Raw genomic sequence first — 13,289 nt, forward strand, 5'->3', positions numbered from 1 at the left:
TAACCCTCCTGAGCCGTAAGCAAGAGCAGACGGCTAGAGTGTGCGGGTGTCTTATCTCAGTGAACTCCGCGCCGCCCTCGGCACTCGGCCCCTGTTCAGCGTCGGTGCCAGCGCTGCTGTGCAAGATGAAAGGCAGCGGGTGCTGCTTCAGCGGCGAGGCGACGACGGCTTGTGGGGCTTACCGGGCGGCGGCTTGGAGTTGGGCGAAACCTTTGAAGGGGCCGCCTGCCGCGAGCTGAATGAGGAAACCGGACTCGACACGCCGCTCACTTTCTGGCAAGCCGTCAGCGGCCCGCACCTGTATCACCGCTATCCCAATGGCGATCAAGTGTACTTCGTGGGCGGGCTGTGCCGGGGCCACTTGCCCGCCGCCGCGCTTGCCCAGGCCGCTCCCGACGACTCCGGCGAGACGTTGGAGCTGGCTTGGTTTGACCTTGCCCATCTGCCGACCATCAGCGCCAACGTCAACAAGCAAACGCTCAGCTTGCTGCGCTCGGAAGTGGGACTGCCGCCGCTGCCGCTGGATTGGGTGCCGCCCAAGCCCACCGGCGAACATCTGCGCGAGCTGCGGGCCGTGGTGGGGCCGCGCCCGCTGTTTGCTCCCGGCGCGAATGTGCTGCTACGGGACGAGCAGGGGAGGGTGCTGCTGCTCAGAAGTGGCGATATGCGGCGCTGGACTTTGCCGGGCGGCAGTATGGAACTCGGCGAAACCTTCGAGCAGGCTGCCCGGCGCGAACTGAAAGAGGAAGCGGGACTGGAAGTGAGCGAACTCCGAGCGCTCAAACTCTATATCGGCCCGGCGTACCGCTTTACTTATCCTCACGGCGACGTGGTGGACTACGTGTCCCAGCTTTTCGAGGGACAGTTTATGGGCGGCGCTCTGACGTTACCTGCTGACGAGATCACCGAGGCGGCCTGGTTCGCGCCAGATCAATTGCCCAACGCTGAGGAGTTAAGCGGGCCGCTGATTGGGGCCAATTTGAGAGAGTGGATTTGAGGGAGACTACAGGAGCAAAGCGGAAGTTCTCTCTTTACTCTTCAAAGCGGTAAAGGAGGTGAGTGCGCCTCAGCGGCTGCTCTAAAACCCGCCTTCCAGCGCTTCTCCCACTGCCCTCGGCAATTCCTGCGCCACCCGCGCGATGGTGCGTGAAGCGGCGGCCCTGACCATCTTCTCGAAAGCCTCACCGCCCCACTTTTCGGCGGCGGGCATCTGCAAGTGAGCGCGGAACACGAACACGTAAGCCAAGGCTGCTTCCTTCAGTTGCCCTTCGCCGCCGACTTCAATCCACGCCCGCTCATTGTCTAAGGGTTGGGGAATCAGGCGTGCGCCCAGCGGTGTAACTTCGAGCACGCTGAAAAAGGGCAAGGTCACTTCGCCGAGCATCGGAAGCTGCACGGCCAGCACGCCGCGTACCTCATGGCCGCTGACCGCCAGCTCGCGCAAAAAGCGCACCTTGGCGAGTGAGCGGGCCGGGTCGCGCAAAAACGCCAACGCACTGGCGTCGTCGGCGGGCGCGGGCAATTCAAAGCGTTCGCTCGCTTCAACGATCAAAAGCGCTCCGTGAGCTGCTGGCCATCACTCAGTCTACCCATTCGATCACCACCGCACCCTGCGACAGCGCGGCGCTCAGGTCGTCGTCGCTGGCGCTGCGCAGGCGCGGCAGGTGGGCAAAGCGCGGCGTGGCTGAAGCGTAGCCGAGCCGCACCACCACTTCGTCGCTGGCGTCATCTTTGCCGATACGCCACACCAATTGCCCGCCGAGCGCTTCGAGCTGCGCTGTCAACTCAGGAAGAGGGGAGTCGGTCATGAGGGTATTGTAATGCGGCCCAGACGCTGCTGTCTCTATACTCGCTTCATGACCCCGCGTTGGCAAAACCGCCCGCCCACCCTCCGCTCGCGGTTGGCGGCGGCCTTGCTGCGCCTCAGCGGCTGGACGGCCCTGCTGCCTGCCGAACCATCCGTCAAATTGGTGGGCGTGGCTTATCCGCACACCAGCAACTGGGATTTGCTGCCGGCGCTGCTGTGGGCCCGGGCCACCGGCACGCCGCTCAAATTTGTCGCCAAGCACAGTTTGTTCAGGCCTCCGCTGGGGCTGCTGATTCGGGCGTGGGGCGGGGTGTCGGTTGACCGGCGCAAAGCTGGCGGCAACTTCGTAGAAGCGGTGGCCCAAATGATCGCCGCTCAACCTGAAATCGTGCTGGGCCTCGCGCCGGAAGGCACACGTGAAAAAGCCGAGGCGTGGAAGAGCGGCTTTTACCACATGAGTCAGGCAGCGGGCGTGCCGATTGCGCTGATCGTCTTCGATTGGCGGCGCAAGCGGGTAGGCGTGCTGGGCTATTTGACGCCGAGCGACGATATGGAAGCCGATTATCAGCAGATTCGGGCGGTGTATCAGGGGGTAGAGGGCAAGCACCCACAAAAAGCCACGCCGATTCGGTCTAAGGCGGTGATGGACTGAGCCTTCACTCTTTCTCTTTCAGTCCCTGAATCTCTTCAATAAAGCGCTCCAAGCTGTCAAATTCGCGGTAGACGCTGGCAAAGCGGATATAGGCCACGTCGTCGAGCGGGCGCAAAAAGCCCATGGCCCGCTTGCCGATCTCGCCGCTCTCGACTTCCGGCGCTCCCACTTCATCTTCAAAGCCATAGGCAAAGGCCCGCAAAGTTTCTTGGGGAATCGGGCGCTTTTCGCTGGCCAGCGCCAGGCCGCGCAGCAGTTTGTCAGGATTGAACGCTTGGCGCAGGCCGCCGCGCTTGATGACCATCAGCGGCTCAAGCTGGGCACGCTCGTAGGTGGTAAAGCGCCGGGCGCAGCTGAGGCACTCGCGGCGGCGGCGAATGGCTGTGCCGTCGTCGCTGGAGCGCGAATTGACCACTTTGCTGTCGGCGGCGGAGCAGTAGGGGCACTTCAAGAATTTCTCACCAGAACCTCGCGCTCCTGATCGCGGTACTTGGGCACGGCGGGCAGCGGCACTTCCAAGACGTTGCCGCGCAGATGTTGCATCTCCGGCAGCGCCAAGGTCAGCACCACCTCGCACAGCGGCGCGTCGTATTTTTCCTCACTGCTGGCCCGGCCCGGCAGCACCATATTCAGCCGCAGCTCATCGCTGGCCGCCCGTTCCACCAAGCCGCGCAGTGCGCCGCGCTGGGGAAAAGCCTGTAGGCCAATTTCATCTAAATGTGGCCCGACGATGGTGAGCCAGGTGCCGGGCAAGCGCCGCTGAATATTTTGTGTCATCGAAACGCTGCTTTTGATGTTGCAGTTGAACAGCTCCATCCACTCGCTCTCGCTGAGCAAGGTGAAATTGGAATGTGAGCGTTTGTCGGCCAGATGTACAATGCCGTGCAGCGCTCCGAAAATTTCGAGCATGCGGGCTTGGGCACTGGCCCAATCGAGCGGCACGCTCACATCTGCTTTGAGCGGAATAGCGGTGCCGCCGAGTTGCTCGATGCTGCTGGCATGGGCGGAGAGCGTCTCCGGATTGATCCCGATCAGCACCACACTGGCTCCGGCGCGGGCCAAGGCGGCGCTGATGCTGCGGCCATAGCCCTGGTCGCCGCTGGTCACGGCGATGATCTGGCCTCGTAAACGGGAAGGCTCCATAGCTGGGCATCATAGCGCGGGCAGCCTTTTAGAAACGGGCACCGGATACCGCTGGACACAGTACAGCCACTTGTTACGGCAACTCATCCTCGCCCGCTTCAAAAGTCAGGCGCTCCAGATCGGGGTCTTGCGGCGTCAGTTTGGAATGGGCGCTGCGGCGGCCAACTCTGCCCACTCCGGTTTCTACCCGCGTGCGCTTTTTGAGCATGGCCGGCTCTTTGTCGAGGTCGAAGACAAAATGCTTGGGCCGTTTGTCGCGCAGCCAGCTCTCAAGGGCCACCAAACGGGGCCGGAAGCGCAGATACTCGCGCAGGTGGCGCACCGGCACGAATTTGGCTTCCTGCACGTCACGGTCAGGGTCGCGTGGCCCCAGCGTGCCGCCGACTTCGCGGCAAGCATAGAAAAATTGCAGATGGTGGCCCCACGTCTCGGCCTGAAATTCCACCATGAAGGCCAGCTCGCGCAGCTCCACGATCAGCCCAGTTTCTTCATAGGTTTCGCGGCGTGCGCCGTCTTGAATCAGTTCGCCGACTTCGAGGCCGCCTTTGGGCAGGCTCCAGCGGCCCCGCTCGCGCACGATCAGCACTTCGTCGCCGCGCATGACGATGCAGCCCACCCCGATGCGCGGCTCGGCCAGCGGGCGTTTGTTGCGGCCTTTGGAAGGCGGGGCGGTCACGGGTGGCAGCACTTCGGCTTTGCTGCGGCCCGGGCTGGGGGCGTCGTTTCTGCCGCTGCGGTTGTTGTTGCGGCTCCGGCTGCGGCTGCGGCGGCTGTTGCGGCTGGGCTGCGACGCTTGATTGGGGTCTTTGGGAGCGCTGGGCTGAGCCGGTGGGGTGGAGGCGGCTTGAGTTGGCGCTGCATGGGTTGAAGCCGTCTGGGGAGTAGACGGTGTGCGGGCGGTGGGGCCTTTGCCCTTGGGGTTTTGTTCGGGCATCAGCTCTCTCCTGCCAGGTCGTTGAAACGCACGTGGGCGCTGTGAAATTGCAGTTTGACGGTACCGACCGGGCCGTTACGCTGCTTGCCGATGATGATTTCGGCAATGCCTTGTTGGTCGGTTTCTTTGTTGTAATACTCGTCGCGGTAAATGAACATCACGATGTCGGCGTCCTGCTCAATCGCGCCTGATTCTCTCAAATCCGAGAGCATCGGCCGGTGATTGGGCCGCTGCTCCACCGCCCGCGAGAGCTGCGAGAGCACCATCACCGGCACTTCCAGTTCGCGGGCAATACTCTTGAGGTTGCGCGAAATGAGGCTGATCTCCTGCTGGCGGTTTTCGTTCGCGCCGGTGCTGCCCTTGCTGCCCGACATCAGTTGCAGGTAATCGATGACCACCAAGCCCAGATTGCCGTACTGCGCCTGAATGCGCCGCAGCTTGCTTCTCAGCGCATTGACCGTCAGATCCGGTTCGTCGTCAATGACCATCGGAGCCTCGGCCAAGCGTCCGGCGGCGTGGGCGAGGCGCTCGAAGTCGCGCTCATTGAGGTTGCCGCTGCGAATGCGGTTCATATCCACCCGCGCTTCGGCGCACAGCATTCGCAGGGCCAGTTGCACGCTGGGCATTTCTAAGCTGAAGACCGCCACCGTCTTGTCGCCGCGCAGGGCAACGTTTTGGGCAATCGAAAGGGCGAAGGCCGTTTTTCCCATGCTCGGCCGGGCCGCCAGCACGTTCAAACTGCCCTTCTGAAGGCCCGAAATCTGCTCGTCCAGATCCCGGAAGCCGCTGGCCACGCCGTCGGGAATGCCTTTGTTGCTGTGAAGCAAGGTGATGTACTCGAAGGTGTCTTGCACCACTTCACTCATGGCCTGATGTTGCTCGCCTTTTTTCTTCTGCTCGGAGACCTCGAAGATCAGCTTCTCGGCTTTGTCGAGCAAGTCTTCGAGCGGCAGTTGACCGTCGTAGGCCAGCTTCATCGCCTGCGAACTGGCCGAAATGAGTTGACGCAAGGTGTATTTTTCCTGCACCAAGCGGGCGTAGTGCTCGGCGTAGGCCGAGGTCGGCACTTGATCCGACAGCCCGATCAGGTAGGTCAGGCCGCCCACCTCGTCGAGGGTGCCGCGCTTGGTCAGTTCGTCGCTGAGCGTGACCAAATCGACCGGCTCGCCGCGCTCTTGCAGCGTCCGCATCGCAGAAAAAATCTTGCGGTGGCTTTCGCGGTAAAACATCTCCGGCGCGACCGTATCGCCGACTTGGATCAGCACGTCGTTTTCGAGCAAAATACTGCCCAGCACGCTGATTTCGGCGTCGTTGTTGTGGGGGGGCACACGGGGAGTCAGTTCCATAGAAGCCTTTTGACTGGCTGCCCGGCTCGGCTGAGCAGAGGCGGCCAGCACACGCAAACGCCGCAGCGCCGTTGGGGTGCGGGCGGCGCGGCCTTGCGGTGGGAGAGTTGAAATGTGGGGTGAAAGTCCCCGCCCGGCAAAAAAGCGAATCTCGCTTCCCTGCCTGACCTACAGCAGATCATACCAAGTTCAGCGGGGAGAGGTAAGCCCTCCAGCCCGGCCCCAGGTGAATTGGAAGGAGCAAATACTCTAGCGCTTCACCACGCCTTCCATCAAAAAGCCCAGCGTGAGGCGCATTTCTTCGCTCAGCGAGCGGTCGGTGCCGTAAGCGCTCCAGCGCAGGGCAATAATGAGGTAGGTGTCGGCAATCAAGTTGCTCATACGTTGCAAGCTCAGATCGCTCCTCAGTTGCCCGGCCTGCTGCATCGGTCGCAAGATCAGCTCGATGACGCGGCTGAGCGGCAAAGCCTGGTAAGCAGTGCGGGCACGTTCAGGGCTGGGATTCATCACTTCGTAGGCCAGTGGCGGAATCAGGCCGCGCTCCTGCCCACTTTCCTCGGCCAGTTTGTCCCAGACTTCTTCCAGCACACTGCGCGGAGCGTGGCCCTGTGCCAAACGGGTTTCGGCCAGCTCGCGCAGCCGCGCCATAATCTGAGCGCCGTAATCGAGCAGCACCGCTTCTTTGTAAGGGTAGTAATTGAAAAAAGTCCCGCGTGAGACGTTGGAGGCTTTGGCGATGTCGGTGGCAGTCGTGGCCTGAAAGCCGCTTTGCTTGAAGAGATCAATCGCAACGTGATAAATGCGGGTGCGGCGCTTTTCTTTTTGCCGTTCGCGCAGGGAGGGGGCGTCCATATTCATCTAAAATACTGCACAGGAGTTCAAATTTGTACGGGGTACAACGCGGCCAAGCTTCCAGTAAGGTCGCTCACGGCTCAAAACTGTCTTGAAAGGCGTAACGGTCGCCGCGCACCCAGTAATTGACGTAAGACACCCGCTTGGTGCCGCTGTAGGTGGTGCGGCGCAGCAAAAAGGCCGCCGATCCCACCGGCACCCGCAGCAAGTCTGATTCTTCTTGGCGCAGGTTGACCGCTTCTAGGGCCTGCTCCACCCGCGTCAGCGGCACGCCCATCGCCACCATCACTTCGTGAATGCTCTCCACGCCGAGGTTTTGTGACAGCAAATCGCCCACCAACGCCGCGTTGATATAGCGCTTTTCAATGACCAGGGCTTCGTCTCCGGCAGTTCTGAGGCGGTGAATAAAAATCACCGGATCGCCGAGCTGCACCTGCAACACGATGGCGATTTCCGGTGTGGCCTGAATCTGCATGGCGTGCAGCACCCCGGTGCGGTGGTCGGGGTGGCGTGCCCACTCTTTGAAGGGCCGCACCCGGAACATCCCCTGACGAAACCGCTTGCCGGTGGGGAAGGTGCCCGCGCCCTGCACCCGGTAGACGTAGCCTTCGCGCTCAAGTTCGTCAATGGCCCGCCGGGCGGTCATCCGCGAGACTTCAAATTCGCGGGCGAGCTGCGGCTCGCTGGGCAACGGTAATCCCTCCTGATAATGTCCGCCGAGCAAGCGGTCTTTCAACGTGCTTTTAATCAGTGGGTATTTCGCCATTTGACCCTCCGGTGCAGCCTATTCATGAAGATTTGCTCTGGCACTCCTCTAGACGAGTGCCGAGTTGGCTTCATATTAACTGAATTGGAGCGCGTTTGCGTACCGAGAACACCTGCTGCGCTGCGGAGTGTTCATGCGCCCGTTACACCGAAGGAAGCAAGCTGAACCTGAGGCTTCCAAGAGAGACGGCCTGAACTGAAGTTCAAAGGCCAGCGCTGGCTGCCCTCAGCCGCCGATGTGAGACATTTCCACTTTCTGCTCACGGCGTTTCCCGCTGGCCTCGCCGCGCTCCTCGCTGTAGCGGTCACGCCGGACTTGCCACACGCCCCTGAGCCGTTCAAGCAGTTCGGCGTCGCTTTCGCCTGCCCGCAGTGGGCCGCGCAGATCGGTGCCCTGGGTGGCAAACAAGCAGGTATAGAGCTGCCCCACTGCCGAGAGCCTTGCCCGTGAGCAGTCGCCGCAAAACGGCGCGGTGACGCTGCTGATCACGCCCGCTTCAAAGCCCTGCGCGTCGGCGTAGCGGGAGGCCACCTCACCCTGATAATGGGCGTCGAGCGGGCGCAGCGGCGAACCTGATCCAGCCAAACGGGCGATCACCTCGCTCGACGGCACCACTTGGCTCATCTCCCAGCCGTTGTGGTTACCCACATCCATAAACTCGATGAAGCGCACCACGGCCTTTGAGCGCAGCGCTGTCCACAGCTCCACCAGCGCTGAGTCGTTGACGCCGCGCTGAACCACCGTGTTGACTTTGACGCCCAGCCCCGCTTGCAAGGCCGCTTCAATGCCCGCCAGCACTTTGTCAGGGTGAACGCCCAGCCCGTTCATCTTGCCGAAGGTTTCGGGATCGAGGCTGTCTAAGCTGACCGTTACGCGCCGCAGGCCCGCCGCTTTGAGGTCGCCCGCCAAGCGCGGGAGCAGCAGGCCGTTGGTAGTCATGGCCAAGTCGTCCACGCCTTCAATCCGGCTCAGGCGCTCGATGAGCTGCGGCAAATCGCGTCTCAGCAGCGGCTCGCCCCCAGTGATCCTGAGCTTTTGGACGCCAAGTTCGACGAACAGCCGAGAGAGCCGCTCGATTTCCTCGAAGCTGAGCAGCTCCTCACGCGGCAAAAAATCGTAATCGGGGCCGAAGATTTCGCGGGGCATACAGTAGGTGCAGCGCAAATTGCATCGGTCGGTCACGCTGATGCGCAAATCGCGCAGCGGGCGGCCCAAGGCGTCTTGCACGAAGTTGTTTTGCAGGGAGGGCGCGGGGGAGATCACGCTTCCGGTTATAGCTCAGCGGCGGCGGCAGCGTAGGGGTTTGGAGTTCAATCCACCGCCCCGGCCTTCCCGAAAATAAGTTTCAACCCCCCGTGCCAATCGGCGGGCGGGTATAGCATGGCACCACGACCGAATTCCACAGCACCACACACAAGGGGACCCTGCATGACCGACCAAATTGACAACATGCTGATTGACAACGTGCTTCACGAAACCCGCGTCATTGAGCCGCCCGCCGAGTTTGCGGCGAAGGCCAGTATCAAGCGCGGGGAGTATGAGCGCCGCTACCGCCAGAGCCTGGATGATCCCGAAACCTTCTGGACGGAAGTGGCGGGCCAACTGACCTGGACGCAGCCGTGGACGCAGGTGCTTGACTGGCAAGAGCCGCATGCCCGCTGGTTCGTGGACGGGCAGACCAACATCGCTTACAACGCGCTTGACCGCCAAGTGGAGCTGGGGCGCGGCGACAAGCGGGCGTTTATCTGGGAAGGCGAGGACGGCGAAGTCAGGACATTCACTTACGCCGAACTGCTGCGCGGGGTGAGCAAGGCCGCCAATACGCTGACCGATTTGGGCGTGCAAGTCGGCGACCGGGTCACGCTGTACTTGCCGCTGATTCCCGAAGCGGCGATTGCCATGCTGGCCTGCGCCCGCATCGGCGCGGTGCACAGCGTGGTGTTCGGCGGCTTCTCGGTGTCAGCGCTGGCTGACCGTATCACCGACGCCCAGAGTAAGGTGCTGATCACCGCCGACGCGGGCTACCGCAAAGGTGCGCCCGTGCCGCTCAAGGCCAACGCCGACGCCGCCGCCGAGCTTGCCCCGAGCTTGGAAACAATGCTGGTGGTGCGCCGCGCAGGAGTGGCCGTGCCGATGAAAGAGGGCCGCGACGTGTGGTGGAGCGAGGCGGTGGGTCAGGCCAGCGATCAGCACCAGGCCGCGCCGCTCGACAGCGAGCACCCGTTGTTTGTTTTGTACACTTCCGGCAGCACCGGCAAGCCCAAAGGTGTGCTGCACACCACTGGCGGCTATATGGTCAGCGCCTTCCTGACCATGCAGACCGCTTTTGACCTCAAGGAAGACGACGTGTTCTGGTGTACGGCGGATGTCGGCTGGGTCACCGGCCACAGCTACACCGTCTACGGCCCGCTGCTGTGCGGCGCAACTGCCGTGATGTACGAGGGAGCGCCCAACCACCCGGATTGGGGCCGCTTTTGGAGCGTCATCGAAAAGCACAAGATCAACATTCTGTATACCGCGCCCACTGCCATCCGCTCGTTCATGCGTCAGGGTGACGACTACCCCAACCGCTACGACCTCTCCAGCTTGCGGCTGCTGGGCAGCGTGGGCGAGCCGATCAACCCCGAAGCGTGGATGTGGTATCACCGCGTCATTGGCGGCGAGCGCTGCCCGGTCATCGACACCTGGTGGCAAACCGAAACCGGCACCATCATGTTGACCACCTTGCCGGGGGCTTTTCCAGCCAAACCCGGCAGCGCGGGCCTGCCGATGTTCGGCATCGAACCGGCCATCCTGACCCGTGATGGCCACGAACTCGGCCCCGACGAGGGAGGCTTATTGGTCATCAAACGCCCCTGGCCGAGTATGCTCCGTACCGTTTACGGCGACGACGAGCGCTACCGCAAGACCTACTGGGGTGAAATTCCGCATGTGTATTTTGCGGGTGACGGTGCACGCAAAGACGCCGACGGTTACATTACCGTGATGGGCCGGGTCGACGACGTGCTGAACGTGTCGGGCCACCGCCTCGGGACGATGGAGATCGAATCGGTATTGGTGGCCCACCCCAGCATTTCGGAAGCCGCCGTGGTGGGCCGCCCCGACGAGGTGAAAGGCGAGTGCGTGGTGGCCTTCGTGACGCCGCAAAGTGGGATGGAGTGTGATCCGGCAGCCATCCGCGCCTTCATTACCAAAGAAATCGGCGCACTGGCCCGCCCCGAGGCCATCATCGTGGCCGACGCCCTGCCCAAAACCCGCAGCGGCAAGATCATGCGCCGCTTTCTGCGCCAGATCGCGGCGGGCAAAGAAATTCAGGGCGATACCAGCACCTTAGAAGACCCCAGTGTGCTGGAACGGTTGCAAGCGGCTGAAGTGTTGTAATTCTTTGGAGAGCTATCTGAAATTTCAATAAGGAAAGACGCCGCAATTTACAGAGTTGCGGCGTTTTTCCTTATGAACTTACTCTAGATTAGCTCAGTTCTTTTTCTTTCAACACCCCTTTTTCCTGCAAATATTCAGCGATTTGCACGGCGTTGAGGGCTGCGCCTTTCAGCAACTGATCACCGCTGACAAAGAGTTCTAGGCCGCCCTCGAAGGCGAGGCTGGTGCGAATGCGGCCCACTTCCACATCGTATTTGCCGCTGGCGGTCAGGGGCATCGGGTAGAGGTTGGCGGCGGGATCGTCGCGAACTTCCACGCCGGGAGCGGCCCGCAGCAACTCGCGGGCTTCATCTGGCGTGGCGGGGCGCTCAAATTCCAAGGTGATCGCCTCGGAGTGCGTCCGCATGGTGGGAATCCGCACGGCGGTGCAACTGATGATCAGATTCGGGTCGCCAAAGATCTTCTGGGTTTCCCAGGCCACTTTCATTTCTTCTTTGGTGTAGCCGTTGTCCTGAAAGCTGTCGATGTGCGGAATGACGTTAAAGGGAATCGGGTGGGCGAACACGCTGGCCTGAGCTTCTTTACCGTGCAAAACCATGTGGGTCTGGGTTTCCAGCTCTTCCATTCCCTTTGCGCCCGCGCCGCTGGTGGCCTGATAAGTGCTGACGATCATGCGCTTGACGCCGTAACGCTGATGAAGCGGCCAGACCACGACGGCGGCGATGGCGGTGGTGCAGTTGGGATTGGCGATGATGCCCTGATGATTTAAGGCCGCCTCGCCGTTGACTTCTGGAATGACCAAGGGCACGCTGTCGTCATAGCGGAAGGCGCTGGAATTGTCGATGACTACAGCGCCGCCCGCCACCCACGCGGGGGCCAGTGCTTTGCTGATGCTGCCGCCCGCCGAGGCCAAAATCACGTCGGCGGGAATGGCTCCCTCAGGAGTGACCTGCACGGTCAGGTCTTGCCCCTTGAACTTGAGGGTGCTGCCCGCCGAACGCGGCGAGGCGTAGAGCAGCAACTCGTCAAACTTCAGGCTGCTTTTTTCGAGAACGCTGAGAAGTTCGTGTCCAACCGCTCCGGTGGCTCCGACAATGGCAAGGCGCATAAATGTTCTCCTGTGGGGCTGAGAAGGGCGGGGGAGAGGCGTCAACCGAAAATAAAAAAGCCCGCCGAGAAGAGGGCGGGCGGCAATGCGTGAAGCAGGCCGCTACCGCGAAGTGAGAATCACGCGGAGAGTCAAGGAAACGGCGGCAACCGGCATAGCGTTACAGTAGCGGCCAGATGAGGGGCCGTCAAGGGAGTTGTTTGTTTCCTCCGTTCTTCCCACTTGTCACTTTCCAAGCGCAGCCTTCAGCGCTTCTTGCGGCTCCAGGGCAGCCAGCCGCCGCGCTCCGGCTTGGGCGAGGGCAGGGCGTAAGCGTCGAGTTTGAGTTCGGGTTCGGGGAGTTCGGCCATCTTCCACTCGCTTCCCACCCAGACCGAGCCGCCGAACCGCCCCGCGCAGTAAAACGCGTGTTCTTCTTCGGCATTTGGGGTTTGGGCGCGTGGGTCAGCCAGCGCGTCGAGCATGGCCAGCACGCCGTCGTCTTCACAATGCCACTGCCCCTGATGAAACTGGGCCTCTTGACCAAAAATTCGAATGGTGACAGGCATAGCGCTCCCCAGCGGCTTCCATCGGCCCGCCGTACAGTTGGAATAATGCGGCATGATAGCGCACCCCAGCCGCCCCGCCGCGATTTCGTCTTTGGACTTTTCTCAAAGACCTCGCTCACCTGGCGCAAGTTCCATGCTCGGCACGCCGCCTGAAATCCATTTGCTGCCGGTCTCAAAAAAGCGCCAAGGCAAGTTGCGCCCTGCCGCGATGCCCACCCGCGCTGTGATGCTGACCCGCTCATCTGGCACGGCCTCGCCATGCAGCAGCCGCAGCGCCGCTCCGTTGACAGATTGGCCGCGAAACGTAGCTGGACTGAGCGCCAGTGCCTGCACCAGCTTGGCCGGGCCGCTGGTGAGGTTGCGCTCACTAGCCACTGGGCGGTGTTCCAGCATGGCGTCCACGCCTTCCAGCGGCTCTAGGGCGCGAATCAGCACGCTGGCGGCGGTGCCCTCAGCGCGGCAGGCGATTTGCAGCAGCGGATGCCCGTAGGCTACCCAGAAGACGAACTGTCCCGGCGGCGCGGCCAGCTCCAGCGTTTTGATGTGGTGGAACCTCCCCGCCGTGCAACTCGGATCGCGGGGGCAGTCATACGCCTCGGCTTCCACGACGCGGCCTGCCAAAACTCTGCCGTCAGGTAGGGTGCGCTCCAGCCTCGCGCCGAGCAGTTCGCGGGCAAGCGTGACCGGATTAGCGTCGAAGTGGGCCGGGGTGTAGGGAGTGGGCATGAATGTTCTTAGTTTACAGCGGGTTC

The 13,289-nt window shown here is 62.0% G+C and carries 15 protein-coding genes; 3 read left to right on the forward strand and 12 right to left on the reverse strand.

All coding sequences use genetic code 11. The features are described 5' to 3' along the window. The first annotated feature begins 46 nt into the window (after positions 1-46). Positions 47-997 carry an NUDIX domain-containing protein gene (locus EHF33_RS00950; RefSeq protein WP_124867213.1) on the forward strand — a complete coding sequence of 317 codons (951 nt, stop codon included), beginning with the start codon at positions 47-49 and terminating at the stop codon, positions 995-997. 81 nt (positions 998-1,078) lie between these two features. Here the strand turns inward: EHF33_RS00950 and EHF33_RS00955 are convergent, their stop codons facing one another. After that, positions 1,079-1,552, reverse strand: a complete 474-nt coding sequence (locus tag EHF33_RS00955) for a DUF3809 domain-containing protein (RefSeq protein WP_124867214.1) — start codon at positions 1,550-1,552, stop codon at positions 1,079-1,081. 28 nt (positions 1,553-1,580) lie between these two features. Beyond that, positions 1,581-1,808 carry a DUF3248 domain-containing protein gene (locus tag EHF33_RS00960; RefSeq protein ID WP_124867215.1) on the reverse strand — a complete coding sequence of 76 codons (228 nt, stop codon included), beginning with the start codon at positions 1,806-1,808 and terminating at the stop codon, positions 1,581-1,583. Positions 1,809-1,856: 48 nt separating this feature from the next. On the opposite strand from EHF33_RS00960, the gene EHF33_RS00965 reads away from it, so the two are divergent. Beyond that, positions 1,857-2,459 (forward strand): 1-acyl-sn-glycerol-3-phosphate acyltransferase, encoded by a 603-nt coding sequence (locus EHF33_RS00965; protein WP_124867216.1) that lies wholly within the window; start codon positions 1,857-1,859, stop codon positions 2,457-2,459. Positions 2,460-2,463: 4 nt separating this feature from the next. Here the strand turns inward: EHF33_RS00965 and nrdR are convergent, their stop codons facing one another. From nrdR to moaA, 7 genes are all read right to left on the reverse strand, one after another. Then, positions 2,464-2,910 carry a transcriptional regulator NrdR gene (gene nrdR, locus EHF33_RS00970; RefSeq protein WP_124867217.1) on the reverse strand — a complete coding sequence of 149 codons (447 nt, stop codon included), beginning with the start codon at positions 2,908-2,910 and terminating at the stop codon, positions 2,464-2,466. Next, positions 2,907-3,602 (reverse strand): SDR family NAD(P)-dependent oxidoreductase, encoded by a 696-nt coding sequence (locus tag EHF33_RS00975; RefSeq protein ID WP_124867218.1) that lies wholly within the window; start codon positions 3,600-3,602, stop codon positions 2,907-2,909. Before EHF33_RS00975 ends, nrdR begins: the two co-directional genes overlap by 4 nt. A gap of 73 nt (positions 3,603-3,675) precedes the next feature. Further along, positions 3,676-4,536 carry an NUDIX hydrolase gene (locus EHF33_RS00980; RefSeq protein WP_241191196.1) on the reverse strand — a complete coding sequence of 287 codons (861 nt, stop codon included), beginning with the start codon at positions 4,534-4,536 and terminating at the stop codon, positions 3,676-3,678. Continuing rightward, positions 4,536-5,882 (reverse strand): replicative DNA helicase, encoded by a 1,347-nt coding sequence (gene dnaB / locus EHF33_RS00985; protein WP_124867219.1) that lies wholly within the window; start codon positions 5,880-5,882, stop codon positions 4,536-4,538. Before dnaB ends, EHF33_RS00980 begins: the two co-directional genes overlap by 1 nt. Before the next feature lie 249 nt (positions 5,883-6,131). Beyond that, a complete protein-coding gene (locus tag EHF33_RS00990) occupies positions 6,132-6,734 on the reverse strand; it encodes a TetR/AcrR family transcriptional regulator (RefSeq protein ID WP_124867220.1) in 603 nt (200 codons plus the stop codon). Between the two features lie 73 nt (positions 6,735-6,807). Beyond that, complete coding sequence (locus tag EHF33_RS00995) at positions 6,808-7,500, reverse strand: GntR family transcriptional regulator (RefSeq protein WP_124867221.1); 693 nt, start codon at positions 7,498-7,500, stop codon at positions 6,808-6,810. A 225-nt stretch (positions 7,501-7,725) separates the two neighbouring features. After that, positions 7,726-8,763 carry a GTP 3',8-cyclase MoaA gene (moaA, locus tag EHF33_RS01000; RefSeq protein WP_338135029.1) on the reverse strand — a complete coding sequence of 346 codons (1,038 nt, stop codon included), beginning with the start codon at positions 8,761-8,763 and terminating at the stop codon, positions 7,726-7,728. Positions 8,764-8,928: 165 nt separating this feature from the next. Between moaA and acs the strand changes: the two genes are divergently transcribed. Further along, entirely contained in the window at positions 8,929-10,881 is a 1,953-nt protein-coding gene (acs, locus tag EHF33_RS01005) for an acetate--CoA ligase (RefSeq protein ID WP_124867222.1), read from the forward strand. Between the two features lie 88 nt (positions 10,882-10,969). Here the strand turns inward: acs and EHF33_RS01010 are convergent, their stop codons facing one another. The 3 genes from EHF33_RS01010 to EHF33_RS01020 all read right to left on the reverse strand — a co-directional run bounded on the left by EHF33_RS01010 (position 10,970) and on the right by EHF33_RS01020 (position 13,263). Beyond that, positions 10,970-11,989 (reverse strand): aspartate-semialdehyde dehydrogenase, encoded by a 1,020-nt coding sequence (locus EHF33_RS01010; protein WP_124867223.1) that lies wholly within the window; start codon positions 11,987-11,989, stop codon positions 10,970-10,972. A gap of 245 nt (positions 11,990-12,234) precedes the next feature. After that, entirely contained in the window at positions 12,235-12,537 is a 303-nt protein-coding gene (locus EHF33_RS01015; RefSeq protein WP_124867224.1) for a hypothetical protein, read from the reverse strand. A 102-nt stretch (positions 12,538-12,639) separates the two neighbouring features. Continuing rightward, on the reverse strand, positions 12,640-13,263 hold the full coding sequence (locus tag EHF33_RS01020) for a DNA-3-methyladenine glycosylase (protein ID WP_124867225.1): 624 nt from the start codon (positions 13,261-13,263) through the stop codon (positions 12,640-12,642). Positions 13,264-13,289 lie beyond the last annotated feature (26 nt).

Origin of the sequence: Deinococcus psychrotolerans, assembly GCF_003860465.1 — a bacterium.
Taxonomy (GTDB): domain Bacteria; phylum Deinococcota; class Deinococci; order Deinococcales; family Deinococcaceae; genus Deinococcus; species Deinococcus psychrotolerans.